Genomic DNA, 24,509 nt, shown 5'->3' on the forward strand with positions numbered 1-24,509 from the left:
TCGATCTTGGCCACGGATGCGGATCAGAGCGGCGCGTCGGGATCGGAGTATCGGGTCACCCATTCCGGAGGCTCTTCCTCCTTGCTTCCATCCACCTTGAGGTCCCGCTCCCTTGCCCAGCGATACCCCCACATTGGTCCGAACTTGGTGGCAAATCGAGGCGGCTGCCTGTACGCCGGGTGGGCTTGCGCCTCCTCCAGGGAGACGAAGCGGTAGCCCGTACTTCTGAAAAGCCCGAGTATTCGATCGATGGTGGCTGCATTGATGCGATTGGCATGAAGCAGGAGAATGCCGGGCGGTTCGCACCCGAGGACCTTGCGGTTCAGATCCGCATAATACGCAATCTCGACGCGGCTATAGTCTATGTAAGCGTCTTCGATCCTTCGGACCATCGCCGTATCGGATCGCGCCAATGCCCGTTCATATGCAGCATCAAACACATAATCCGACGTATCGATGGTGGATGCCGCGAGATGATAACCGCGTTCGCCAAGTACCCGTTCGAACGCCTCGCGACGTTGATCCGTGTCTCCCAGGTGATTGTAGGGAAACCGGAAGAACCGAAGGGTTCGGCCGGCCTTTTCCACCATCGGCCGAATGGTCGCCTCTCCGTCAATCACTTCGCGACGAAACGCATCGACGTCCAAGGTATTGCTATCGGGGTGGTTCGCACTGTGATTGCCAAGCTCGAATTGGCCAGTGTTCCACGGTTCCAACAGTGCCTGACCGATCTCACCCAGCGCCTGCACACGCCGTTCGACGACAAAACCGATAGCGGGAACGTTACGAACGGCGAGACCGGCCAGAATGGCTTCGTTCGTGGCCCTCGCGACCGCAGCGAGTTCCTGCCCTCCCGCATCGCCTGCGCGGGTATAAGGGAGATCGTCGAACGTGATGGCAACCGTTCTGTCGTGCGGAGAAGGGCAAACGGGTTCGATCGCCTGCGACCGGGCCGGATCTGCCGGTGTCAACAGCAGCACGAGACCCGCCATCACCAGTCTCGTGCGCATTCCATTTCCTCGCTTGGTTTCTCTTTCTGCGCGCGGAGTGCCGTTTTGCGTCGTGTCGTTGTCACAAATGCTCAAGGCCGTTTCGCTCCCTGTTTGAAGTGCGCGGCTTCATGCAGAGCACCGGCCTTCGCCAATCTTCCATTGATTGGCGAGATCACAGCGCCCGGATTGCCTCAACATTGCGTACGATCCGACAAGCCCAACGACGGTCGCGATCAAACGTGGTAGCTCGCCGTCGTCCACGGCCATTCCACCGCGTGAAAATGCTACCCCCTTCAGGCACGGTAGCGAGCGCCGGCCAGGTCTGCCCATCGTTCGACCAGGTCTGACGACGTCGTCCAGACGGTTGCTGTCGGGTCGCATAGAGCTTGATTGCGATCGCCTCGGAGTGGATAAACGCCGGCAAGCCATAGGGAGATTCCTTGCCATGAGAGCACTTGTCCAGCGCGTTTCATCTGCGCGTGTCACGGTAGACGGCGCGGTCACGGGAGAAATCGCCAGCGGCCTGTTGGTGCTCGTGTGTGCGATGAAGGGCGACACCGAGAATGAAAGCGAATGGCTGGCGCGCAAGATAGTCAACCTGCGCATCTTCAGGGACGATCAGGATCGCATGAACCGTTCCCTGGTCGACGTGGGCGGCTCAGCGCTCGTCGTCAGCCAGTTTACCCTGGCCGCAGAGACGAAAGGCAACCGGCCAGGCTTTTCTACGGCCGCGCCGCCGCAGGAGGGTAAACGCCTCTATGAGCATTTCTCTGCACAAGTCTCGACCCTTGGCGTTGCTGTTGCGAATGGCGTCTTCGGCGCGGACATGCGGGTGGAACTGGCCAATGACGGTCCTGTAACGATCTGGTTAGATACGGCGGCCGGTTGATCGGTTTTGCGCGAGGACGCGCATCAAAGAAAAGCGGCCGACCGAGGTCTCCATGACCAGGGGGGTAGCCCATCGCGCGAGCGTCAGGATGGCTGCGCGATGGCCTCGTTCATTTGGGCCTGCTGACCGTAGAACACGCGAATGGCAAGAACGACACCAGCGATGAGTACCGCGACGCCGGCTGCCTCCATCATCGTTGGCCAACGTGCATGGACAACAAGTCCGCCAACTACGCCGAAGGCCGTTTCCGACACGATCAGCTGTGCCGCGAGCGCAACAGGAAGCGTCCTCGACGCGACATTCCAAGCCCATACCCCGCACACGGTCGCCATCAGTGCCAGCGACGTTCCCCATAGATAGAGGGAGCCGGCGGCTTCCCAACCGAAACCGAGCTTCGGAAGCTGGAAAAGGTCCATCGCCGCACCGACCGGGTAGAAAACCAGCATCTGGAGACCACCGCCGATCAGGATCAATGCGGACCATATGCCCGAAGGCATCGCCGGGCGGATTGCGAGCGCTGCCTGATTGGCGATCGCGAACCATACCCATAGACCGACCGCGGCCAGAGCAAGCGGAATACCAATCCAGAGCGAGCGAACGGAACCGAGACTATCTGCGGTGAACGCGGTGCCGTTGACCAGCACGAGACCGATCGCCACCAGTGCAAGCGGTGTCATCAAGAAGCGCCATGGCAGTGACGCCTGACCCCGGTTTCCAATGACGGCAAGCACAATCGGAACTAGGCCAAGGAAGGCAGGCGCAATGACCGGGCCGGCGTAGATTGCCGCTCCCGTCACCGTCAGGAAGTAGCCGACATAGCCGATGAAGGCCAATCCCGTGGCAGCCATGGCGTTTTGGAACGTCAGGTGGCGCAATGCCGTCTCGCGTTCTGAAAACAGAATGAAGACCCCAACGGTCGCCGAGACCACATGCCGGATAAGAGCAAAGTCGAACGTGGAGAAGTCGCCGATTATGAACGGCACGACGAAATTGAGGGAGAAGGCAAAGGCTGCAAAGAGCGCCGCAAACACGCCGACCGAAAACTGCCTGTTCAACATGAGCATAGCCTCAGAGTTCTGATCGAGCTTTGCTGATTTCTCGTTGCCAAGCTCCGTTTCCACGATCCTTAAAGGGATAATCCTTCCCTTCGCGCGCTTCGACGCATAAGTTCGCAAGAGGGTTTTCGAAAAATAGAAACATGAACTGGAACGATGTCCGCTACTTCCTTGCAGTGACACGCCAGGGCGGCCTCACCGGCGCTGCGCGTGAAGTGAAAGCGAGCGCTTCGACGGTGGCGCGACGGATAGAGACCCTGGAATACGCACTGAAGACGCGCCTGTTCGAGCGCCGGCCGGACGGCTACGAGCTCACTGACGCAGGCCGGGCGATGGTCGAGAAAGCAACGGCGATTGAAACCGCCATGCGCGAACTGGAAGGCAGCTTCTGCGGCCAGGACGGGCGCGTCTCGGGGGCGGTTAGGATTATCACCGTCGACACGCTCGCACATCATCTTGTGATGCCAAACCTGCCTGCTTTGCAGGAAGCCTATCCCGATCTTTCGTTGGGCGTTTCGGTCAACGCCACGTCCTTCGCCCAGATTCCACAGCGAGAGACGGATATCGGCCTTCGGCTCTGCCGCCCTGAACAGGGCAACTATGTGGTACGCCGGATCGGAACGATCGCGTTCGGCCTCTACGCTTCGAAAGCCTATCTTGAGAGCCACCCGATCCGGGAAGATCACTTGCCGATTACCGGCCATCGGCTGATTACCTGGGGCGACCCCCTGTCGTTCCTTGTCGTGCCCAAGACCCTGCGCTCGTGGGTCGAAAGCGGCATCGCCAACCTGACGGTCGATACGATGCAGGCGCAGGTGCTCGCGATGAAGGCGGGCAACGGCCTCGGCGTATTGCCGTGTATCCTTGCCGACACGGAGGACGAGCTTGTCCGGGTCAAACCCGACCTTTGCAGGCAGGAGGAAGCCATTTGGCTTGTCGTTCATGAAGGGGTTCGCGACACCAAACGCATTCGTGTTGTTGGCGATTTCCTCGAGACGATCGTGAAGCAAGGGCAGCGCGCACTATCCGGTCGGATTTCGGAACAATTGCAAGTGAAGTGACGCATGAGTGTCTTGTCTTTTGGCAGGGCGAAAGGGGCGTCACGGCGCGAAACAATCAGCGGTCACGTTGGCGGGGGGTATCATGGATCGCCTCGAAGCAATGAAAATGCTGCTCGCAGTCGTTGATGCCGGCAGCATCTCCGCAGGAAGCAGGAAATTGAATGCTCCGCTGCCAAGCGTCAGTCGCAAGGTTGCCGAACTCGAACGGTACCTGGGGGCGAGCCTCATCGTGCGCACCAGCCGCAACCTTCAACTCACCGATGCGGGCCGGGAATATGTCGAGGCGGCCCGAAAGATCATGGGCGATCTGGAGGAGGCGGAGCGGCGAGCCTCGGGCGAATACCAGACACCGCGCGGCACGCTGACGATCACCGTACCGGTCGAGTTCGGCGCCCGCTATATCATGCCGATCGCCCTTGGTTATTTGGAGAAGCACCCGGAGGTATCGCTGAACCTCATTTCGCTCGACAGAACGGTCCATCTTGTCGAAGAGCAGGTCGATATCGCCATTCGTCTCGGCGACCTCGCGGACAGTTCGCTCTATGCGGTCAAGGCCGGAGAGTTTCGCCTGCTGACCTGCGCCAGCCCGGCATATCTTGAGCGCCGGGGTGTGCCGACGCATCCGGGCGATCTTGAAGGCCATGACGGAATACTCTTCAACAAGCGGACGTTCTTCTGGACGTTCGATGTCGACGGCCGCCCGATGGAGGCCGTTCCCCGCAATCGTCTTGAGGTGAATACCGCGGCCAATTGCGTGGCCGCGGCGGTCGGCGGAGCCGGCATCGCCCGCTTGTTCGATTACCAGATCCCGGACGAGTTGTCGTCAGGCGCCCTCGTGCCGGTTCTGGAGGGTTTCGACGGCGCGTCGAGACCGATCCACATCGTCTATTCCGGTCAGGGCATGCTCACGTTAAAGGTGCGCTCCTTCATTGACTGGGCCCTGCCTCGCCTTCGCACTGTCTTCGGGCGGAGTGAGGCCTTGAAGGCCTAGTCGGCGAAGGCGCGGCGAACTTCGTCGACTGTTCGTGACGGATCCTGAAGGTGGGGGAAGTGGCCAACACCCTTTAGAACGGCGAATTTCGAACCGGTTCGATCGGCGAACTCCTTGCCCATCTCCGGTTTGATGTAGATGTCCTTTTCGCCCCAGATCACCTTGATCGGGGTCTTGAGCCTAGACAGATTGGCCTCAAGATAATCTTCATCCCGCGTGAAGTGGGCGTAATAGAATGCGAAGGCGTCGGCTGTCGTCACACCGTCGCGCATCCAGGATTCCTTCATGTCCGATTGCACCTCGGACGGCAAGTCGAACTGGTTTTCCGGTGCAAGGCCACGCCGATGTACGTTCTCCAAGATCTCGTCGCTTGTCTTGTTCATATAGGCGCGTGTCGGTGTTGCCGTCGGTTCGGCCTTCAGATTTTGAAGGCTCTCGTACATCCAATGCGGCCTGTTGAACGGCGCAAAGTCGCCGACGATGATCTTCTTCGCGACCGTCGGTTCTTCCAGCGCAAGAAGCAGAGCGGGAAGGCTGCCGATGTCCGAGGCGTAGATCGCCAGATTCGATCGGTCGATGCCCGATCTGTCGATATAGGCTTTGAGAACCTTGGCGTAGTCTCTTGGTGAATAGGAGAACCGCTCCGGGGAAGGACGCGACGACTGGCCATAGCCAGGCCAATCGAACGCATGCACTTCGTACTGTGCGCCCATAGTTTCCGTGATCTTCGTCCAGACGCCCAGCGTCTCGGGAAAGCCGTGCAGGAAGAGAACCGTGCCGTTCGGATTGCCCTGACGGGAAACCATTCGTCGGAGCGTTATGTTCTCGTCGATCGTGATGAAGTCGATTTTCAGGGGCGTTGCGGAGCCGATTGGGCCCGCGTGTCCTGGTGCGGTCGATGCCATGATCGCAGAAGCTGTTGCGACGACGGTCTTGAGCGATGCCATGTCTTTAAGTCCTTCCGGTCTCTGAATGGTGAGTGTGACCAGAGCATCGGGCATCGAGCAGTCCGTCGGCAGATGCAGTTTTTGAGAGGCACCCTCTTGAACTCGGGCAAATTCGCTCTCGAGTGGACGCCAGTGCATTCAAGCGAGAGGATGGCTCTCAGATTTGCTCAGTACCGGGCAGCAGGTGCGATCCGTAGATTCCCGTCATTCATGGATCGCCGGGTTTAGCGACGATCCCGAACGAAGCAGCGAGACGAGACCGTCACTCGCGACGAAAGGACTGAGGAAAATGAACGACATCACGGCCTCCCCGCACAAGGAGATCGCGGAAAAGACAAGAGCGCTCGCCGGCCACTCTACCGTCGGCACGAACGACCTCGATGCCGCAGCGGCTTATTATGACAAGCTCCTTGCCGTCTTCGGCATCGGCCGCGTGCTCGTCCAGCCCGGACGCGCTGTCTATTACGGCCACCGTACCCTCGAATTCGGTGTGACGAAGCCCTTCAACGGAGAGACAGCGGTTGCCGGCAATGGCACCATGGTCGCCTTTGAAGCGCGCTCTCGAGCCCAGGTCGATCAGGCTCATGCCACGGCACTGGAAGCAGGAGGTTCCGACGAGGGTGCTCCCGGCCCGAGAGGCCCGGACGGCGGTGACCCCTATTGTGCCTATTTCCGAGATCCCGAAGGCAACAAGTTTCTCGTCTACCGCAAAGGCCCCGACGAGGTTTGATGATCAATGGAGTGCGGGGGCCGTCGCGCGGAGCGAGCCCCCCGCTCGACCTGTTTCTGCGTATCTTTTGAACAAGAGCTCTGCGCGGATCTCTCCAATGTGCCTTCTGGATTAGCGGACAGGAGTTTTTTGAAATGAACCTGGAAAACAAGGCTGGCGACGGGCCGCTCACGCGGCGCTCGTTTCTGTTTCGGGGCGCCGCGATCGGTGTAGCCGCCGCCGTGCTGCCCGGAACCGGCATCGCAGCCGACATCGTGAAAGCGACGGCGACGGGCGATGCCATCCAACCATTCAAGTCCGACATTCCCGAAAATGCCCTCATTGACCTCAGAAGGCGCCTGGTCGCAACCCGTTGGCCAGACAGCGCGACCGTCTCGGATCGGTCCCAGGGCGTCCAGCAGCGCAAGCTTCGTGAACTCGCGCAGTATTGGCAGTCCTCCTATGATTGGCGCCGGGCAGAGCGCAAGCTGAACGCGTTTCCCCAATTCCTGACGAAGATCGACGGGCTCGACATCCATTTCATCCACGTACGCTCCCGCCATGAGAATGCTCTTCCGCTGATTATGACCCACGGGTGGCCGGGTTCGATCTTTGAACTGCTTGACGTCATTGATCCGCTGACGGATCCGACTGCACATGGCGGCAAGGCCGAAGACGCCTTCCATCTCGTCATCCCTTCAATCCCAGGCTTCGGCTTTTCGCAAAAACCAGACACGACCGGTTGGGAGGCGCAACGGATCGCACGTGCCTGGGACGCCCTCATGAAGCGACTCGGCTATAACAGCTATGTCTCGCAAGGCGGTGATTGGGGCGCAATCATCAGCGATGCCCTGGCGCGTCAGGCGCCAGCCGGACTGCTTGGCATCCACGTCAACAGGGTGGAGCGTTCGACGACGCTTCCAGCGGACGCTGCCAAGGCGTTGAAGAACGGCGGGCCGGCTCCCGAGACCATGTCTGCCGATGAAAAGAAGGTTTTCGACGAGGCTCGTGACTTCCTGAACAACGGTTTTGGTTACGCCTCGATCCTCAGTACGCGCCCGGAAACGATCGGCTACGGCCTTGCCGATTCACCGGTGGGGCTTGCAGCCTGGCTCTTGGACAAGATCGCCGACTGGGTGTTCACGCGTGGCGATGCGGAACAGGCGCTCGGCAAGGACGCCATCCTCGACAATATCACCTTGTATTGGCTGACCAACTCAGGGCCCTCGAGCGGACGTATCTATTGGGAGAACGTCAAGGCAGGCGCGAAGCTCACGCCAGCCAGGGTTCCTGTGGCCGTCACCGTCTTTCCGGGCGAGGTCTATCGGCCACCGAAGCAATGGCTGTCAAAGGCTTATCCAAAGCTCGTCTACTACAACCGCGCCTTAAAGGGTGGGCACTTCGCCGCCTGGGAGGAACCCGAAATCTTCGTCGAGGAGATCAGAGCAGGCTTCAAGTCTATGCGCTCTTAGACGATGGATCGCCATCCCAAGAGGCCAAGCAAGCTCCGCGCGGATTGCCGCGCGGTCAGCAAGGGAGCCGGTCTCAGCCGGCATCGGTATCGGCTTTGCGGCAGAATACTTAAGTCGAATAGTCAGTAGCCGACGTGCTTGATCCGATGCGATACCGGGATGTCGATGATGGCGAGGAATTTGACGACCGCGCCGAAAGCTTGCGTTAGCGCAACGAGGCCTGACGCCAAACATCTAGCAAGGAGCAGCCGGGTTTCGCGGATCGAGCACATTGGAGGGTTCAAATCATGGTCGAGATGGAACAGAGGGATCCAACGTTATGCGATTGCACGATTGAGGTTGCTGAACTGTTTGCCAGCATCCCGGCTGCTGGCATTGACGACTGCTTTTTGCTCGATCTTCTTAGCGTTCGCCTTGAGGCATCACGGGACCGTCTGGCGCGGCCTCATCCGCGCGCGAGGGACGACACGTCATCCAAAAGAAAAGCTCTATGCTGACACTGACAAACCGACGAGTTTTGCGCGTCGAGCGCGACGCCAGTGGCGATTTCTCCGTGCCGGCGGCGACCATGTCGTCGGCGCTGCGTCTGCCCCCGACTGAGCTTAGAAATCGCCTCGACCGGGGAGAAGTCAAGAGCCAGGTTGAGATCGGTCAAGGGGAGCACCTGGGCACATTCCGGTTGACGCTTCGATGCGGCGGGCGTCTCTGGAATGCAACCGTATCTTCCGATGGTACGGTGATCGATGAAGTCTTCACGTTCGAGCGCGAGCGCCTGGCGAACTGGCGCCGTCGCCACGGCACCAGCGGCAAGGGCCCTTAACGGTCATTCAGATCTTCAACGATTGCGATCCTTCCGGAATAAAGTTGCGTTTCGACAAAGAACGATCGGAAGAACTGCCCCAGCTTCTCCCTTGAACAACGATCATGGATCGCCCCGCTTTGAAATCGATTGCGGATCATGACCTTTTAGGCGCCAAGGAGAGCACATTGACCGAATACACATTGGACACAGCCGTCGGAGTGATTGCGTGCGAGCTTCCCGGTGCCGCGGAACTCTTCAGACAGCACGGGATCGGATTTTGCTGTGGTGGCGATGTACCGCTTGCGCAAGCGGCCGCGGATGCCGGCATAGAGGCCGCTGATCTGCTCGATCGGCTTCAGGCGTTGGAGCTTGCCGCAAGACGCGAGGCTCCGGATGCTACAGGCGAGCTTATCGCTCATATTCTGGAGCGTTATCACCAGACCCACCGCACCGATCTGGAATGGTTGATCCCGCTTGCCCAAAAGGTGGAGCACGTCCACGGTGCTCATCGCTCCGCGCCACTTGGTCTTGCCGACGCGCTGGCCGAGCTCAAGGACCACCTTCTTCCCCATATGGCGCGGGAAGAGCTTGCGCTCTTTCCGATGATGCGCCATGAGCCCGATCCAGACATCCGACATCTGATTGCCGGCATGCGGGACGATCATGCATGCGAGAGCCGGAGCCTCGCCGTGATCGAGCATTTGACGCATGGTTTTACGCTTCCGGACGGGGCCTGCAGGTCCTGGACGGCGCTCTATGTCGGAGTTCAAAAATTCTGCGACGATCTCGTTACACATATGCATCTGGAAAACAGCGTTCTGTTTCCGCGGTTCGCTGGCATTGATGCATTTGAGGGTTCCGCTCTCTCGCCAGCAGCGCGTTCCGCGGGGTGAGGCCCTGACAGGTCTTTCCGGCATCGCTTTGCCCAACGGGAGGAGGCGGAGCTTCACACATCTCTTTGCACGCAACCCTACCCGGCGCTTAGCGCCGGGCACACTTTCACTGTTTTGAGCTGGCGCCGACGTGCCCCCACGAGGCACCGCGGCCATCAATTTGCTCTTCGCGAGCCGAGCTCACAGGGCGGAATTTATTCGCACGACGCGCAGTAGTTGTGGGTGGCGGGCTGCCTGCCGTCCCCTGGCAGATATCGCGGGGAGGGCAGGCCACGGGCCGGGCGATCCGACTTCAAAGGTATTGTTCTTGCGCTGGTCGGCCGCCGGCTTGGCGCGAAGTCCTTTCCCCAGCTCCACCTGAGCATCAATCCGTGCACGACATGCGACAATCAAGGATTGCAATCAACGAAGCTGTCTTTGTTTGAGCTAGATCAAAGAATGTCCCGCGCCAAAGTTTCAATGCTCCGGCAACGATTTGCGGGAAAACACCCTGGAATGAAACTCTTCCGTCTTGTCCTTCTTCTCTGCCTCAGCCTGTGGGGCGCTGTATCCGCCAGCGCAGCATCGGTGCTTCAGGAGTTTTTGCCGACCACCAAAGCCTCCGATCTTGTGCCAGGAGCGGACGGTTTTGGCGCTGTGCGTGATGATGTGGCGGCGGCCCCGGTGCTGAAGGGCGGTCAGACGGTGGCGTGGGTTTTCGTGACCTCGGATTTCGTCGGAACGACCGGCTATTCCGGCAAACCCATCCATACGCTCGTGGCGGTGGACAAGGATGCGAAGATCGTCGGCGTCCGGCTGGTGAAACATTCGGAACCCATCGTCCTCATCGGCATTCCCGACGCCAAGGTGAAGGCGCTTGTTGCCGGCTACGCAGGCCTTGATCTCGTCGCCGAGGCGAAATCCGGCGGCACGACCCACGAAGTCGATATCATCTCGGGCGCGACGGTGACCGTCATGGTCATCGACGATTCGATCGTCCGGTCCGGGCTAAAGGTTGCGCGCGCGCTCGGGCTTGGCGGATTGACACCGGAAGCGGACAATGCCGGCCCGCGCTTCGAAATCGATCCCGCGGCTACCACGCCGGCCGACTGGGTCGAGGCAGAAGGTGACGGCACGCTGCGCCGCCTGTCGCTCGACGTTGCGCAGGTCAATGCTGCTTTCGCCGGCCATCCCGATGAGCGCGCCCGCGAGCGCGCGATTGCGCAAGCGCCGGAAACGACATTCATCGAGATGCAGGCGGCACTGGTCTCGGTACCTTCCATCGGCAAGGCCTTTCTCGGGGCAGCCGAAGAGAAAAACCTTCAGGCTTGGCTTGGCGAAGGCGAACACGCGATCGCCGTGGTCGGACGCGGGCTCTATTCCTTCAAGGGATCAGGCTATGTGCGCGGCGGCATCTTTGATCGCATCGTGCTGATCCAGGACGATGTTTCCGTTCGCTTTCGTGATCGCGACCACCGTCGCCTGGGCGCAATCTCGCTTGCCGGTGCGCCGGAATACAACGAGATGGACCTGTTCCGCATTAAGGCAGGCCTCGGCTTCGACCCGACAAAACCTTTCCGCATACAGCTCCTGGCCCAACGTGAGGTTGGACCGGTCGAAAAAGTCTTTCATACCTTCGATCTGGGTTACCAGCTTCCGCAGAAGTATCTGCGTGCTGTCGCGCCACCACCGGTGAAGGACGTTGCAGCCGTTGCTGATCGTGACGAGGGGACTGCACAGTCCGACCTGTGGAAACGCATCTGGGACGACTCGAAGCTGAAGATTGTCGTGCTCGGCGCCATGTTGGTCGTGCTGACGGGCGTGTTCTTCTTCCAGGCCTATGCGGTCAGGAACGCGCGAGCGTTCTACATCTTTCGCATCATCTTCCTGACGGTAACGCTGGTCTTTCTGGGCTGGTATGCCAACGCGCAGCTTTCTGTCGTCAATCTGATGGCGCTCTTCGGCAGTCTCGTCAACGGGTTCAGCTGGCAGGCTTTCCTGCTCGATCCGCTCACCTTCATCCTGTGGTTTGCCGTTGCCGCGGCACTCCTGTTCTGGGGACGAGGAGCCTATTGCGGCTGGCTCTGCCCCTTCGGCGCACTGCAGGAGCTGACCAACCAGATCGCACGCAAGCTGCGTATCCCGCAATGGACATTGCCATGGGGCCTGCACGAGCGACTCTGGCCGATCAAATACATGATCTTCCTCGGCCTTTTCGGGGTCTCCCTGATGAGCGTCGAGCAGGCAGAGCATCTGGCCGAGATCGAGCCATTCAAGACAGCGATCATCCTGAAGTTCATCCGCGCCTGGCCGTTCGTGGCCTATGCCACAGCACTTCTCGTCGCCGGGCTCTTCGTCGAGAGGTTCTATTGCCGCTACCTCTGCCCGCTCGGTGCGGCGCTTGCGATCCCTGCGCGCATACGCATGTTCGACTGGCTCAAGCGCTACCATGAATGCGGGAACCCCTGCCAGACCTGCGCCCACCAATGTCCGGTGCAGGCGATCCACCGGACCGGCGAGATCAATCCGAACGAGTGCATCAACTGCCTGCACTGCCAGGTGCTCTACCAGTCCGAAACCGTCTGCCCCGTCGTGATCAAGAAGATGAAGTCGCGGGCGAAGCTTGCGGCAAGCCCGGGCGGCGTGCCGACCCATCAACCCGCAGCCAAAGTTTAATCGAAGCCAAGGTTCAAGCAAAAAGGAACCAGATCATGGAAACAAAGGAACACAAGGGACTAAGCCGGCGAGCACTTTTCAGCGCGACTGCAGGCAGCGCCATTCTGGCGGGCACTGTAGGGCCGGCCGCACTCAGCCTCGGCGCTGCAGGATTGGCGACACCGGCCCGTGCGGCCACGGGCGCCGACGGCTCGGTCGCCCCGGGCAAGCTCGACGATTACTACGGCTTCTGGTCCTCCGGTCAGACCGGCGAGATGCGCATTCTCGGCATTCCCTCGATGCGCGAACTGATGCGCGTGCCGGTGTTCAACCGTTGCTCGGCCACCGGTTGGGGGCAGACCAATGAATCGATCCGGATCCATCAGCGCACGATGACGGAAAAGACGAAGAAGCAGCTTGCCGCCAACGGCAAGAAAATCCACGACAACGGCGACCTGCATCACGTCCATATGTCCTTCACCGACGGTAAATATGACGGTCGCTACCTGTTCATGAACGACAAGGCCAATACGCGCGTGGCGCGCGTGCGCTGCGACGTGATGAAGACCGACGCCATCCTGGAGATCCCCAACGCCAAGGGCATCCACGGCATGCGTCCGCAGAAATGGCCGCGTTCAAACTATGTGTTCTGCAACGGCGAGGACGAGGCCCCGCTCGTCAACGACGGCTCGACGATGACGGACGTGGCGACCTACGTGAACATCTTCACCGCCGTCGATGCCGACAAGTGGGAAGTGGCCTGGCAGGTGAAGGTCTCGGGCAACCTCGACAATTGCGATGCCGACTACGAGGGCAAGTGGGCGTTCTCCACCAGCTACAACTCGGAAATGGGCATGACGCTGGAAGAGATGACCAAGTCCGAGATGGATCATGTCGTCGTCTTCAACATCGCCGAAATCGAGAAGGCCATTAAGGCCGGCCAATATGAGGAGATCAACGGCGTCAAGGTGGTGGACGGGCGCAAGGAGGCAAAGTCGCTCTTCACGCGCTACATCCCGATCGCCAACAACCCCCACGGCTGCAACATGGCGCCGGACAGGAAGCATCTGTGCGTTGCCGGCAAGCTTTCGCCAACCGTCACCGTGCTGGACGTGACGAAGTTCGATGCCCTGTTCTACGACAATGCCGAGCCGCGCAGCGCGGTGGTTGCGGAACCGGAACTGGGCCTTGGCCCATTGCACACCGCCTTCGACGGGCGCGGCAACGCCTATACCTCGCTGTTCCTCGACAGCCAGGTGGTAAAGTGGAACATCGATGAGGCCATCCGCGCCTACGCCGGTGAGAAGATCAATCCGATCAAGGACAAGCTCGACGTTCAGTATCAACCCGGCCACTTGAAGACGGTGATGGGCGAAACGCTCGATGCCGCCAACGACTGGCTCGTTTGCCTGTGCAAATTCTCCAAGGACCGGTTCCTGAATGTCGGCCCGCTGAAACCGGAAAACGATCAGTTGATCGACATTTCCGGTGACAAGATGGTGCTGGTCCATGACGGCCCGACCTTCGCCGAGCCGCATGACGCCATCGCCGTCTCCCCCTCGATCCTGCCGAACATCCGCTCGGTCTGGGATCGCAAGGATCCGCTGTGGGCCGAAACCCGCAAGCAGGCCGAGGCCGATGAGGTCGACATCGACGAATGGACCGAGGCCGTGATCCGCGACGGCAACAAGGTTCGCGTCTACATGACCTCGGTCGCACCCAGCTTCAGCCAGCCGAGCTTTACGGTGAAGGAGGGCGACGAAGTCACGGTCATCGTCACCAATCTCGATGAGATCGATGACCTTACCCATGGCTTCACCATGGGCAATCACGGCGTGGCGATGGAGGTCGGCCCGCAACAGACGAGCTCCGTTACCTTCGTTGCGGCCAATCCTGGCGTCTACTGGTACTATTGCCAATGGTTCTGCCATGCCCTGCACATGGAAATGCGCGGCCGCATGTTCGTGGAACCGAAGGGCGCCTGATCGATGCGGCTGTCCGTTCTCCTGATCGGCTTTCTTCTCGCCTCTCCGCTCTTAGCGGCGGAGCGCGCAGTCGTGCCGGGTGCGGGCAGTCTTGCCGCAGCCATCGCCGGGGCTCAACCCGGCGATGTGCTGGTGTTGACCGACGGGGCCTATGACGGCCCCGTCACCATCGACCGACCACTGACCATCACTGGTCCGCGTGGAGCGGTGATGAATGGGCTTAAGCAGGGTAGCGTGGTGACGATTGCCGCGTCGGACGTCACCTTGACGGGGTTCACCGTCACCGGTTCGGGTCGTATCAACCAGGATCTCGACGCCGGGGTCAAAATCGTTCAAGGCGCCGATCGCGCCCGTGTCGAAAAGCTGCTCGTCACCGACAACATGCACGGCATCGACGTCCATGGCGGCCGCGACACGATTGTCTCCGGAAACGAGATCATCGGCACGCGCAGCGCCCGCATGAACGAGCGCGGTAACGGCATCTATGTCTGGAACAGCCCCGGTACGCTGCTTCAAGACAATATTATCCGCTACGGTCGCGACGGCATCTTTTCGAACGCCAGCGCCGACAGCATCTATCGCCGCAACATTATGCGCGACCTGCGCTTTGCCGTGCACTTCATGTACACCCGCAACACCGAGGTTTCCGACAACATCTCGATCGGAAACCATCTGGGCTTTGCGATCATGTTCTCCAACCGCGCGAAGATCCTGAACAATCTCAGCCTCGGCGACCGCGAGCATGGGCTGATGCTGAACTATGCCAACAATGCCGACGTGTCAGGCAATCTGGTGCGCGGGGGCACGAAGAAATGCCTGTTCATCTACAACGCCCACAAGAACCTGGTCTGGGGAAATCGCTTCGAGAGCTGCGGCATTGGCATACATTTCACCGCCGGTTCGGAAAAGAATGTGCTGACAGGCAACGCCTTCATCGCCAACCGCGAGCAGGTCAAATACGTCGGCACCCGCAATATGGAATGGAGCCATGAAGGCCGGGGCAATTTCTGGTCCGATCATCCGGCCTTCGACCTCAACGGCGACGGCGTTGCCGACAGTTTCTACCGCCCCAACGACCTGATGGACCAGATCCTCTGGTCGCAGCCCGCGGCAAGCCTGCTCACCGGCTCGCCGGCCGTGCAGATCGTTCGCTGGAGCCAGCGGGATTTTCCCGCCACGCTGCCTGGAGGCGTGCGCGACAGCGCGCCGCTGATGCGCCCCCTGACCATCCCTGTCCCGCTCGAAATCCTTGCCTATGAGGCCGAGGCCGCAGGGCGCTGGACTGAAGGAAATTACGATGACACCGACGCTGACAATCTCCAGGCTCACTAAGCGTTTCCAATCGGTGGAAGCGCTCAAGTCCGTGTCCCTTGCGCTGGAGCCGGGACGGCGCGCGGCACTGCTCGGCCATAACGGTGCGGGCAAGTCGACGATGATGAAGATCGTGCTTGGCCTCATCCCCTTCGACAGCGGCGAGGTTTCGGTTTGCGGCTCGGCGCCCGGTTCGCCCGCCGCGCGGACCCAGGTGGCGTATCTGCCGGAAAATGTCGCCTTTCACCCGGCTTTGACGGGAGAAGAACAGCTTCGCCACTATCTCGCACTGCGTGGCGAAAACCCGAAGCAGGCCACGGAGCTTCTTGCGAGGGTCGGACTTAGCCACGCGGCGCGGCGTCGGATCGGTACCTATTCCAAGGGCATGCGCCAGCGGGTGGGTCTGGCCCAGACGCTGATCGGCCGCCCCCGTCTCCTGGTGCTGGACGAACCGACCTCGGGCCTCGACCCGGTGTCGCGACGGGACTTCTATGACCTGCTCGACGGGTTGGCCGCAGAAGGAACCGCCATCCTGCTCTCCTCCCACGTGTTGACCGAGGTGGAGGCCCGCACCGACAGCATCCTCATCCTTTCCGGTGGGGAACTGGTGGCAGAAGGTACGCTTGCCGATCTTCGGACCCGTGCGGCACTTCCGGTCGCCATTTCCGTTCGCCCCGCACCGGGCCATGCGCCGGCGCTGGCAGCGACCTTTCCCGAGGGGGTGGAAGGGGAGGACGGTCTCTTGCGCCTTCGCGGTTCGCAGTCGGAAAAACTGCCGCTCCTTGCCCGCATTGCGGCGCTTGGGAGCGCCATTGCCGATCTCGATGTCATCCCGCCCAGCCTCGAGGACATCTACAGCCACTTCAGCCGGAGGGACGGGCAATGAACCGCATCCTTGCCACCGCCGTCAGCGAATTCCGTATCGCATTGCGCAATCGTTGGGTCTCTATCGCGACCGGCATGATGGTGCTGTTCGCCCTGGTGCTGGCCGCCGCCGGCTCTGCCCCGACGGGCGATGTCGGCGTCGACCGGCTCTCCGTAACGGTCGCCTCGCTCACTTCGCTTGCGGTCTATCTGGTTCCGCTTTTGGCATTGCTGATGAGTTTCGATGCGGTGGCTGGCGAAGTGGAACGCGGCACGCTGCCACTGCTTCTCACCTATCCCGTCTCACGCCTGCAGATTCTGCTCGGCAAACTGCTGGCGCATCTCGCAATCCTCGGTCTTGCCGTGACGCTTGGCTACGGCGCGGCGGCGCTCGCAGCCGTCTGGTTCGATCCTGGAGCAACCGCGGGGCTTGGCGCCCTATGGCGGCTGATCTGGTCCTCTGTGCTGCTGGGTGCGACCTTTCTTGGCACCGGCTATGCGCTTTCGGCTTTGGCGCGACGGCCGTCGGGGGCGGCGGGCTTGGCCATCGCGCTCTGGCTGGTGGCGGTGGTGCTCTACGACCTCGCCCTGTTGGCGTTAATCGTGACGGATGGAGGCGGTGCCTTCACCACACACGCATTGCCCGTTGCGCTGCTTGCCAACCCTGCCGACGCCTTTCGCGTCTTTAACCTCTCGGCCGCACAAGCCGTTTCTGCCGCAGGCGGACTGGGTGGCGCCGCCGGCACGATCCCGCTCTGGCAATCGGCAGCCTCCCTTCTCGCCTGGCCACTCGCCGCCATAGCCCTTGCCGCCGCAGCCTTCCGAAAGGTGACCCCATGAGGACCCGACTTCGCTTCGTGCTCGTCGCGGCCGCTCTGGCGCTGCTCTCCGCCTGCAAGGACGTCGCCCAAAGCATCGTGCCGCAGGACATGACGCCCGAGACCCTCGGTCATTACTGCCAGATGAACCTTCTGGAGCACCCCGGCCCGAAGGCCCAGATCTTTCTGGAAGGAAGCCCCGCGCCGCTCTTCTTCAGTCAGGTGCGCGATGCGATCGCCTATGCGCGTGGGCCGGAGCAGATTGCGCCGATCCTCGTCATCTATGTCAATGACATGGGGGCTGCGGGGGCAACGTGGGACCAGCCCGGTGACGGCAACTGGATCGCCGCCGACAAGGCGTTCTACGTGGTCGGCTCTGCCCGGCGAGGCGGCATGGGTGCGCCCGAAGCCGTGCCGTTTTCAAGCCGCGACGAGGCTGCGGCCTTCGTTCTTGCCGAGGGCGGCCAGGTGCTTGCGCTCGCCGATATTACCGATGCCATGGTTTTGACGCCGGTGGAGACCGGCTCGGAACCGCGAGCGGACGACGAAGACTATCTCGGCCGTCTGCGCGCATTGCCCCATCCAGCCGGAGGTTGACCCCATGCTGCTGACCCGACGCCGCTTGATTGCAATTTCTGCAGTTCTCGCAACGGCGCCCGCCATCGCCCACGCCAACGCGGCAACCCGCTTCTGGACAGGTCAGGCTCTTGGCGCGCGTGCCTCGATCCGGATTGCGCACCCCGAGGCCGAGACGGTCGTCTCCAGGGTCATGGCGGAGATCGACCGTCTGGAAAACATCCTTAGCCTCTACCGTGCCAACAGCGCGCTTTGCCGGTTGAACCGCGACGGTCATCTTCAAGACCCGCCATTCGAGCTTTTGGAATGTCTGTCACTGGCCAACGCAGTCCACCTGGCAAGCGGCGGGCGCTTCGATCCGACGGTACAGCCGCTCTGGACGCTCTGGGCTCAATCGGCTGCAAACGGCACGCGACCCGGCCCGGCGGACGTTGATCGCGTGCGTGGCAACGTCGGCTGGGGCAAGGTCAAGCTCGATGCAGCAGCGATCACGCTGCATCCGGGCATGGCGCTGACGTTGAACGGCATCGGCCAGGGGTATGTCGCCGACCGCGTAGCAGCAATGCTTGAAGGTGAGGGACTGACGGACATTCTGATCGATACCGGCGAGTTCCGTGCGCTCGGGGGACAACCGGGCGGCGGTGGATGGCCAGTCCGACTGGAATCAGGCGAGCGCCTGCCGCTGCGCCAGCGAGCGGTCGCCACCTCCGCCCCTCTCGGCACGACCTTCGATCAAGCAGCCAGAGACGGACATATTCTCGATCCCCTGACCGGAATGCCCGCGCCCGCAAACTGGCGCTCTGTCTCGGTGTCGGCACCATCCGCTGCCATCGCCGACGCGCTGGCGACGGCCGCATGCCTGATGCCGGATGCAGGATCGATCGTTGCGATGAACGCGCGTTTTGACGGCGTCCGCCTGGAAGCCGCCTCCGTTTAAGGTGGGCGACCAAGGGTCATCGGGGGCTTGAGAAGGGTCGGATCCGTCTCGACCCCGATCGGCGAAAGGTAGGCGGCTGCGACCGCAGCGACGATCGCCTGTGACGGTGTTGGTGTTCTTCCTGAGCGCGCCGAACGGGGCAGTGCTTGCGGACTACCTCGCCTCCACTGGTCCTGTTCCGCGCCCATCGAGAAGCCAGGCGATGTTGACCTGCAGGATGCCGGCCATCATGTCGAGGCGGTTGGCCCTCGGTTCTGCGCGGTCATTTTCCCAGCTGATCCAGGTCTCTTCGGTAACACCCGCGATTGCGGATATCTCTTCGATCGAAAGCTTGATGGCATCGCGGGCAAGCGAAATGCGGCCACCGATCGTGTCGTCGGTGGCGTCGGCCGTGGCGCGGGGTGCAAGCATGTCGTTCATGATGTCGATGATCCTTCTGTCGGGAGGTACGCCCGCAACGAGATCGCGGGCGTCGGTTGTGGACGCGAGTGGCAGAGCTTAGCCACCGTCCTTGGCGAGCCAGGCTTTGATCTGGTCGGGATGATCCGCGATGTACTGGTCGACAGCCTTTTCGTAGGAGGTCTGCTGGGCGTTAAACATCGCGGCTTCAAGATCGGCGATCGGCAGCTTCATGCGCGACAGCAGGCCTGAGACTTCGGGGTTGTCCTTTTCGATGTCCTTGCGTGCCAGCACGTCCACACGTTCGGCCTTGCCGAGCGCGTTCTTCGGATCCGCTATATAGCGAAGCTCGTACTTGCCGAACATCCAATGCGGGCTCCAGGCCGTGGCGACAAACCAATCCTTCTTGCGCATCGCCCGGTCAATGGTCGTCAGCATGCCGGCCTCACTGGAGATCTGTAGCTTGTATCCGTCGAGCGCGTAGCTCTTGACTGCCTGCTCGGACAGACGCGTAAGGCCCGCGCCGGGATCGATGCCCTCGATCCTGCCCTTGAGCTTCTCCTTCACATCGTCCTTCTTGAGGTCGTCGATCGAGGCGATGGCGTCTTCGGGAATGTATTTCGGAACCACCCAGCCGAGCCTGGCGCCGTCGTAAACGGTCCCGAGGGTCGTTACCTTGCCCTTCACCTTGGCGAAGTAGTCGGCGTGGGTTTCCGGCAGCCAAGCCATCATCATGGCATCGAGGTCGCCGCGGCTGACACCCTGGTAAAGCGGAGCGATGTCCGTTTGGACCAGTTCGACCTCCTGGCCGAGCTCGTCCTTGATCAGTTTTGCGGCGAGCTTGGTGACGAACTCGGCGTCCGACCAGGCGGCCCAGCCGATCCTGACGGGTTGCTTTTCCTCTGCGGCAGCCGCGCCAAACGTACCGGCGGCAATGCTGGCCGCAAGGCTGATGGTCGCAAGGGTCTTGAACATGGATGTTCCTTTCTTGAACGTTTGCAAGCGGCAGCGCGAACGCTGCCAGATGGATGGGAAAGTCCGCAGCGTCAGGCAGTGACGGGAGAGGTCCGGGGTTGTTCCTGTCGCCGGCGGAACAGGACGCGCCACGGGCTGGCGCGCTCCTTGCCGAAGCTCTGGGTGATCCGGTCGAGAATGACGGCGAGAATGACGACGGCGAGACCGCCTTCGAAACCGGTTCCGACGTCGAGACGCTGGATGCCGGTCAGGACCGTGTTGCCGATGCCGCCCGCACCGATCATCGAGGCGATCACCACCATGGAGAGAGAAAGCATGATCGTCTGGTTGATGCCGGCCATGATCGAAGGCATGGCGTTCGGCAGTTGCACCTTCACGAGCAGCTGCCAGGCGGTGCAGCCGAAGGCGTTGCCGGCCTCGATGAACTCCACATGCACCTGACGGATGCCGAGATTGGTGAGCCGCACGACCGGCGGCATCGAGAAGATCACCGTAGCGATCGTCCCGGGCACGGCGCCAAGGCCGAAGAACATCGCCGCCGGGATGAGGTAGACGAAGGCCGGCATGGTTTGCATGAGGTCCAGCATGGGTCGCACGGATGCCGCGACGCGATCGCTGCGCGCCATGGCGATGCCAAGCGGCAGGCCGATGAGCATGGCAACGAGCGTCGATGCGATGACGAGCGACAGGGTTTCCATCATCGCGGACCAAAGGCCCATGTGTTCGACCAGCATCAGTGAAAGGGCGGTAAAGACCGCAAAGCCGAAGCCGACGCGCCATAGCGACAAAAGCACGAAGATCGCGAGCCCGAGGGCCAAGGGGGCGGCGAGAAGTGCCGCCTGGATGCTGTTGGTCACGGTGCCGATGGCGGCAGCGATCAGATCGAGCAGCGGTGCGAAATTGTCGAGGATGTAGTTGACGGCGCTGTCGACGCCGTCACCGATATCGAAAGTCATGGATTGTCTCCGAAGGGCTGGATCAGACGGTGCGATCGAGCGTTTCGAGTAGCGCGGATTTGCTGATCGAGCCGAGGTAGCGGTTGGCTTCGTCGATGACAGGCATTGGGAACGCGCTTGCAGCCACCTTCCCGAGCACATTGGACAAGCTTTCCGACGCCGGGATCGGCTCGATATCCGGCAGGAAGGCGCGCCGATAGGGATCGGCGGCGCCGTCGCGGGCGGTTGCGATCAACGAAGACCGGCTGATCATGCCGTGATAGGTCTTGTCGCGGCCGAGAATGATGGCGACCTCGCGATCGTAATGTTCCATGCGCTCGAGTGCAGCTGCGGCCGAAACACCCTGTCGCTCGATGATCGTCACCTGCGTCTTGCGGGCGACGTCGCCGGCGCGGAAGACCTGAGAGACATCGACATTGCGGAAGAACGACCGCACATAGTCGTTGGCGGGCTTCAATACGATTTCGTCCGGGGTGCCCACCTGCACGACCTCACCATTTTGCATGATGCAGATGCGGTCGCCGATCCGCATGGCTTCGTCGAGATCATGGCTGACAAACACGATGGTCCGACTGTGTTCGGCCTGAAGGCGGACAAGTTCGTCCTGCATCTCGGTGCGGATCAGCGGGTCAAGGGCAGAGAAGGCTTCGTCCATGAGGAGCACGGAGGGCTCGGCGGCGAGCGCTCGCGCAAGGCCGACGCGCTGCTTCATGCCGCCGGAGAGCTGGTCGGGACGGCTGTCGTCGTATCCTTCCAGCCCGACAGCGTGCAGAGCCGTCCGGGCGCGGGCCTTGCGCTCGGCCTCGCCGACGCCAGCGACCTCGAGGCCGAAGGCCGCGTTGTCGATAACGCTGCGGTTCGGCAGCAGCGCGAAGGACTGAAAGACCATGCTTATGTCGCGGCGGCGCAAGGCGATCAGTTCGCTGCGCGGCAAGCGTGCTACGTCTTTGCCATCGATCTCGATGGAACCGGAGGTCGGTTCGATCAGGCGGTTGAGGAGGCGCAGCATCGTCGACTTGCCGGAACCCGAAAGCCCCATGATCACGAAGATCTCGCCGGCCCGAATGTCGAAGGTCGCGTTGTTGACGCCGATGGTGCAACCCGTCTCGGCGTGGATCTGCGCCTTCGTGCTGCCGGCTTTAAGAAGGCTCAGCGCCTCGTCCGGCCGCTCGCCAAAAACCTTGAAAACGTTCTTGATACTGATCTTGACCGGTTGCTCGTCGGCCGAGCGGTCGCTCTCAGTTTGAAATGCCATATGTTCTGGGCCCGGCTCCGGAAGCGGGGCACTCTCCTTTGTGTTTGAAAGGCTGATGAAACGATCAGCGAAACGGAGAAGCGCACGACCAGAAAGGCCTGCGCAAATACGACATCATGTCGCAATCCGATTGTCTTTTGGCACGCTCGTGCAGAAATGTCCACATTGTGAGAATAGAAAACTAAGTCATGGCGGTATTTGCCGCAGAAAATGGAATGCTTTCGCGCATTCTGAATGCGGTTATTCGGTGGCGGATGTGCAGGCGCCCGAAGACGAAAACGCGTTCGCCGGAGAAGCGAACGCGCGCGGCAGGGCCGGTCACTATTTCTTCAGCTTGCCGTAATCGAATTTTGGTGCCTTGGAGAGGTCATCCTTGTTGGTGTCGACATAGGCCTTCCAAGTGCCGTTATCGTTGGCAAGTGCAATTGACGCCGGGTCGATGACGACATAGCTCTCGCCCACGCCGAGGAAACCGCCGACGCTTGCGACGATGCCGATGACGGACTTGCCGTCGCCGATGACGACGTCGGAAATCTCGCCGATCGTCTCGTTCTGCTTGTTGTAGATATCGACGCCGATGAGCTGTGAATTGACGATATCGGTGTCTTTGATTTCCACATATTTCAGCGGCATCGTTGCGGTGGTGCCCATCGTGATGCCAGGGCCGACCAGCATCGCATCTGCGCCGTTTGCTGCGGGTTCTTGCGCGAAGGCAGCGCTGGAAACGAGGGCAAGGGAAAGCGCGGCGGCGGTCACATAATTCATGCATATCTCCTGTTCAGTCTCGCCACCGACCGGGGCGGTCGTGGCGGCTTCTAAACGGAGCCTGCTCAAAAAAGTTCCACGGAATCATTGGTATAAGCAATCTTGCGAAGTCTTTGATCTTTTCGCCTTCGTCCCCAATGCCTGCACAATCTCTACCGGAGACCCGCGACCGGGCGGTCGATCGCAGCTATCCCGCCTGTGGCGCGCTGGCACCGGCTGTTCGCACAGGCGCGAGGACCCCGCGGTAGCAACCAAAAGTTTTCACTTAAAGCAATTTGACCCAGGGTTACTTGTAAACGATTGCTGGATGCGAAACCGCTCTTTGCGAACTGTTACCCGCTCGCCAGTTCCTCGACGCTGAGCGCGATCGTTCCGGTCACAGTCTGGAGAGGCTGCAGGCGGACGAGGCCGCCGTCGCGTTGATCGCGGTGCGCGTTCGGCCGATGGCTCATCGGCTCGAAGCAAAAGAAGCTGCTTGTCGCCGACGGCGAGTAGAGAACGAAGAACCGAAAATGCCCATCGGCTTCGAGCGAAGCGGCAAGCCCCGTTTCCGGCCATTCGATGCGGGCTCGTCCATCCCAGCCGTCGAAGGCATTGTTCAGCCAGTTCGGGGGCAAGGGGGAACCGGATGCAAAGTTCATGCTCTGAGGGATGGGGCCGGGGCGGTCTGGCAGATGACCTTCCCGTTCGCTCCAGTATCGGTCGGCACGGGCGATGAGGCGCGTTTCAGTCGTGCGCGGAAAGTATGGATGGAAGCCCAGTCCGTAGGGCAGGGCCTGGTCGGCGCGGTTGGTGATGGAGAGCGAGAGGATCAGGCGCGGTCCGTCGATGGCGATCGTCTCTATCGCTTCATAGGCAAAGGGTGTGGCAACGCTTGCCTCCTGGTCCAAGCGCATGGCGAGCGATTGCCGGTCGCGCTGCAGGATTGACCAGCGTCCAAGCCAGCCGTCTCCGTGCAAAACGAGCGGATCGGTGGTGTTTGCTTCCAGCCTGTAGTCGCGACCGTCAAATTGGAAGCCATTGGCCTCAATGCGGTTGCCAAAGGGCACCAGCGGAAAGCAGGCCTCGGCGCTGAACACTTGCGAGGCAAGCCCCGGTGCCGACGTCGGCGCCAGTAAAGGAATACCGCGCCAGCGGGCCGACAGGATCGCGCCGCCAGGCGGGCTCACCTCGACAGTGAGCCCTTCTTCGTTTTCTAGGAGGACGATGTCTTCCGTCATGCC

The 24,509-nt window shown here is 61.1% G+C and carries 23 protein-coding genes; 14 read left to right on the forward strand and 9 right to left on the reverse strand.

All coding sequences use genetic code 11. From position 1 onward, the window contains the following. Window positions 1-23 precede the first annotated feature (23 nt). A complete protein-coding gene (locus IB262_RS23200; RefSeq protein WP_192493843.1) occupies window positions 24-1,010 on the reverse strand; it encodes a polysaccharide deacetylase family protein in 987 nt (328 codons plus the stop codon). A gap of 427 nt (window positions 1,011-1,437) precedes the next feature. On the opposite strand from IB262_RS23200, the gene dtd reads away from it, so the two are divergent. Beyond that, window positions 1,438-1,881, forward strand: a complete 444-nt coding sequence (dtd, locus tag IB262_RS23205) for a D-aminoacyl-tRNA deacylase (RefSeq protein ID WP_090426954.1) — start codon at window positions 1,438-1,440, stop codon at window positions 1,879-1,881. Between the two features lie 83 nt (window positions 1,882-1,964). Here dtd and IB262_RS23210 read toward each other — a convergent pair whose 3' ends face one another. Next, a complete protein-coding gene (locus tag IB262_RS23210; RefSeq protein WP_192439371.1) occupies window positions 1,965-2,936 on the reverse strand; it encodes a DMT family transporter in 972 nt (323 codons plus the stop codon). Window positions 2,937-3,079: 143 nt separating this feature from the next. Between IB262_RS23210 and IB262_RS23215 the strand changes: the two genes are divergently transcribed. Further along, a complete protein-coding gene (locus IB262_RS23215) occupies window positions 3,080-3,997 on the forward strand; it encodes a LysR family transcriptional regulator (protein ID WP_192493844.1) in 918 nt (305 codons plus the stop codon). 82 nt (window positions 3,998-4,079) lie between these two features. After that, window positions 4,080-4,988, forward strand: a complete 909-nt coding sequence (locus IB262_RS23220; protein ID WP_060520855.1) for a LysR substrate-binding domain-containing protein — start codon at window positions 4,080-4,082, stop codon at window positions 4,986-4,988. On the opposite strand, the gene IB262_RS23225 is transcribed toward IB262_RS23220, so the two are convergent. After that, a complete protein-coding gene (locus IB262_RS23225; RefSeq protein ID WP_192493845.1) occupies window positions 4,985-5,935 on the reverse strand; it encodes an alpha/beta hydrolase in 951 nt (316 codons plus the stop codon). The two genes, IB262_RS23220 and IB262_RS23225, sit on opposite strands and share 4 nt — an antisense overlap. A gap of 289 nt (window positions 5,936-6,224) precedes the next feature. Here IB262_RS23225 and IB262_RS23230 point away from each other — a divergent pair, with 289 nt between their 5' ends. From IB262_RS23230 to IB262_RS23280, 11 genes are all read left to right on the forward strand, one after another. Continuing rightward, window positions 6,225-6,665 (forward strand): VOC family protein, encoded by a 441-nt coding sequence (locus IB262_RS23230; protein ID WP_029742721.1) that lies wholly within the window; start codon window positions 6,225-6,227, stop codon window positions 6,663-6,665. Between the two features lie 134 nt (window positions 6,666-6,799). Continuing rightward, a complete protein-coding gene (locus IB262_RS23235; protein WP_192445006.1) occupies window positions 6,800-8,116 on the forward strand; it encodes an epoxide hydrolase in 1,317 nt (438 codons plus the stop codon). A 490-nt stretch (window positions 8,117-8,606) separates the two neighbouring features. Beyond that, window positions 8,607-8,936 carry a DUF6522 family protein gene (locus IB262_RS23240; protein ID WP_060603409.1) on the forward strand — a complete coding sequence of 110 codons (330 nt, stop codon included), beginning with the start codon at window positions 8,607-8,609 and terminating at the stop codon, window positions 8,934-8,936. A 167-nt stretch (window positions 8,937-9,103) separates the two neighbouring features. Beyond that, complete coding sequence (gene ric, locus IB262_RS23245) at window positions 9,104-9,811, forward strand: iron-sulfur cluster repair di-iron protein (protein ID WP_060520879.1); 708 nt, start codon at window positions 9,104-9,106, stop codon at window positions 9,809-9,811. 495 nt (window positions 9,812-10,306) lie between these two features. Further along, window positions 10,307-12,466, forward strand: coding sequence for a NosR/NirI family protein (locus tag IB262_RS23250; RefSeq protein WP_192493846.1), 2,160 nt, complete (start codon window positions 10,307-10,309; stop codon window positions 12,464-12,466). Between the two features lie 35 nt (window positions 12,467-12,501). Further along, entirely contained in the window at window positions 12,502-14,430 is a 1,929-nt protein-coding gene (gene nosZ / locus IB262_RS23255; protein WP_192493847.1) for a TAT-dependent nitrous-oxide reductase, read from the forward strand. Between the two features lie 3 nt (window positions 14,431-14,433). Next, window positions 14,434-15,762, forward strand: coding sequence for a nitrous oxide reductase family maturation protein NosD (locus tag IB262_RS23260; protein WP_192493848.1), 1,329 nt, complete (start codon window positions 14,434-14,436; stop codon window positions 15,760-15,762). Beyond that, window positions 15,728-16,627, forward strand: coding sequence for an ABC transporter ATP-binding protein (locus IB262_RS23265; protein ID WP_192493849.1), 900 nt, complete (start codon window positions 15,728-15,730; stop codon window positions 16,625-16,627). Before IB262_RS23260 ends, IB262_RS23265 begins: the two co-directional genes overlap by 35 nt. Next, on the forward strand, window positions 16,624-17,445 hold the full coding sequence (locus tag IB262_RS23270) for an ABC transporter permease subunit (protein WP_034799004.1): 822 nt from the start codon (window positions 16,624-16,626) through the stop codon (window positions 17,443-17,445). The genes IB262_RS23265 and IB262_RS23270 overlap by 4 nt, the downstream gene beginning before the upstream one ends. Further along, the gene (locus IB262_RS23275) at window positions 17,442-18,020 is read left to right on the forward strand and encodes a nitrous oxide reductase accessory protein NosL (protein ID WP_192493850.1); all 579 of its coding nucleotides are present in this window, start codon (window positions 17,442-17,444) and stop codon (window positions 18,018-18,020) included. Before IB262_RS23270 ends, IB262_RS23275 begins: the two co-directional genes overlap by 4 nt. Before the next feature lie 4 nt (window positions 18,021-18,024). Next, window positions 18,025-18,936, forward strand: a complete 912-nt coding sequence (locus IB262_RS23280) for an FAD:protein FMN transferase (RefSeq protein ID WP_192493851.1) — start codon at window positions 18,025-18,027, stop codon at window positions 18,934-18,936. Between the two features lie 153 nt (window positions 18,937-19,089). On the opposite strand, the gene IB262_RS23285 is transcribed toward IB262_RS23280, so the two are convergent. The 6 genes from IB262_RS23285 to IB262_RS23310 form a co-directional block, all read right to left on the reverse strand. After that, window positions 19,090-19,356 carry a helix-turn-helix transcriptional regulator gene (locus IB262_RS23285; protein ID WP_226020894.1) on the reverse strand — a complete coding sequence of 89 codons (267 nt, stop codon included), beginning with the start codon at window positions 19,354-19,356 and terminating at the stop codon, window positions 19,090-19,092. A gap of 78 nt (window positions 19,357-19,434) precedes the next feature. Next, window positions 19,435-20,310 (reverse strand): glycine betaine ABC transporter substrate-binding protein, encoded by an 876-nt coding sequence (locus tag IB262_RS23290; protein WP_192493852.1) that lies wholly within the window; start codon window positions 20,308-20,310, stop codon window positions 19,435-19,437. Window positions 20,311-20,381: 71 nt separating this feature from the next. After that, complete coding sequence (locus tag IB262_RS23295; protein ID WP_029742707.1) at window positions 20,382-21,266, reverse strand: proline/glycine betaine ABC transporter permease; 885 nt, start codon at window positions 21,264-21,266, stop codon at window positions 20,382-20,384. Window positions 21,267-21,288: 22 nt separating this feature from the next. Beyond that, on the reverse strand, window positions 21,289-22,521 hold the full coding sequence (gene proV, locus IB262_RS23300; RefSeq protein ID WP_029742706.1) for a glycine betaine/L-proline ABC transporter ATP-binding protein ProV: 1,233 nt from the start codon (window positions 22,519-22,521) through the stop codon (window positions 21,289-21,291). Window positions 22,522-22,842: 321 nt separating this feature from the next. Beyond that, the gene (locus IB262_RS23305) at window positions 22,843-23,286 is read right to left on the reverse strand and encodes a PRC-barrel domain-containing protein (protein WP_210333416.1); all 444 of its coding nucleotides are present in this window, start codon (window positions 23,284-23,286) and stop codon (window positions 22,843-22,845) included. 332 nt (window positions 23,287-23,618) lie between these two features. Further along, window positions 23,619-24,506, reverse strand: coding sequence for an aldose 1-epimerase (locus IB262_RS23310; protein ID WP_192493853.1), 888 nt, complete (start codon window positions 24,504-24,506; stop codon window positions 23,619-23,621). Window positions 24,507-24,509: the final 3 nt, after the last annotated feature.

Origin of the sequence: Ensifer sp. ENS02 (assembly GCF_014851885.1) — a bacterium.
Classification (GTDB): Bacteria; Pseudomonadota; Alphaproteobacteria; order Rhizobiales; family Rhizobiaceae; genus Ensifer; species Ensifer adhaerens.

Excerpts from the sequence above, each read along its gene's own strand:
- IB262_RS23200 (WP_192493843.1), bottom strand. The coding sequence starts at position 1,010 with ATGCGCACGAGACTGGTGATGGCGGGTCTCGTGCTGCTGTTGACACCG.
- dtd (WP_090426954.1), top strand. The coding sequence starts at position 1,438 with ATGAGAGCACTTGTCCAGCGCGTTTCATCTGCGCGTGTCACGGTAGAC.
- IB262_RS23215 (WP_192493844.1), top strand. The coding sequence starts at position 3,080 with ATGAACTGGAACGATGTCCGCTACTTCCTTGCAGTGACACGCCAGGGC.
- IB262_RS23220 (WP_060520855.1), top strand. The coding sequence starts at position 4,080 with ATGGATCGCCTCGAAGCAATGAAAATGCTGCTCGCAGTCGTTGATGCC.
- IB262_RS23225 (WP_192493845.1), bottom strand. The coding sequence starts at position 5,935 with ATGGCATCGCTCAAGACCGTCGTCGCAACAGCTTCTGCGATCATGGCA.
- IB262_RS23230 (WP_029742721.1), top strand. The coding sequence starts at position 6,225 with ATGAACGACATCACGGCCTCCCCGCACAAGGAGATCGCGGAAAAGACA.
- IB262_RS23235 (WP_192445006.1), top strand. The coding sequence starts at position 6,800 with ATGAACCTGGAAAACAAGGCTGGCGACGGGCCGCTCACGCGGCGCTCG.
- IB262_RS23240 (WP_060603409.1), top strand. The coding sequence starts at position 8,607 with ATGCTGACACTGACAAACCGACGAGTTTTGCGCGTCGAGCGCGACGCC.
- IB262_RS23250 (WP_192493846.1), top strand. The coding sequence starts at position 10,307 with ATGAAACTCTTCCGTCTTGTCCTTCTTCTCTGCCTCAGCCTGTGGGGC.
- nosZ (WP_192493847.1), top strand. The coding sequence starts at position 12,502 with ATGGAAACAAAGGAACACAAGGGACTAAGCCGGCGAGCACTTTTCAGC.
- IB262_RS23260 (WP_192493848.1), top strand. The coding sequence starts at position 14,434 with ATGCGGCTGTCCGTTCTCCTGATCGGCTTTCTTCTCGCCTCTCCGCTC.
- IB262_RS23265 (WP_192493849.1), top strand. The coding sequence starts at position 15,728 with ATGACACCGACGCTGACAATCTCCAGGCTCACTAAGCGTTTCCAATCG.
- IB262_RS23270 (WP_034799004.1), top strand. The coding sequence starts at position 16,624 with ATGAACCGCATCCTTGCCACCGCCGTCAGCGAATTCCGTATCGCATTG.
- IB262_RS23275 (WP_192493850.1), top strand. The coding sequence starts at position 17,442 with ATGAGGACCCGACTTCGCTTCGTGCTCGTCGCGGCCGCTCTGGCGCTG.
- IB262_RS23280 (WP_192493851.1), top strand. The coding sequence starts at position 18,025 with ATGCTGCTGACCCGACGCCGCTTGATTGCAATTTCTGCAGTTCTCGCA.
- IB262_RS23285 (WP_226020894.1), bottom strand. The coding sequence starts at position 19,356 with ATGAACGACATGCTTGCACCCCGCGCCACGGCCGACGCCACCGACGAC.
- IB262_RS23290 (WP_192493852.1), bottom strand. The coding sequence starts at position 20,310 with ATGTTCAAGACCCTTGCGACCATCAGCCTTGCGGCCAGCATTGCCGCC.
- IB262_RS23295 (WP_029742707.1), bottom strand. The coding sequence starts at position 21,266 with ATGACTTTCGATATCGGTGACGGCGTCGACAGCGCCGTCAACTACATC.
- proV (WP_029742706.1), bottom strand. The coding sequence starts at position 22,521 with ATGGCATTTCAAACTGAGAGCGACCGCTCGGCCGACGAGCAACCGGTC.
- IB262_RS23305 (WP_210333416.1), bottom strand. The coding sequence starts at position 23,286 with ATGAATTATGTGACCGCCGCCGCGCTTTCCCTTGCCCTCGTTTCCAGC.
- IB262_RS23310 (WP_192493853.1), bottom strand. The coding sequence starts at position 24,506 with ATGACGGAAGACATCGTCCTCCTAGAAAACGAAGAAGGGCTCACTGTC.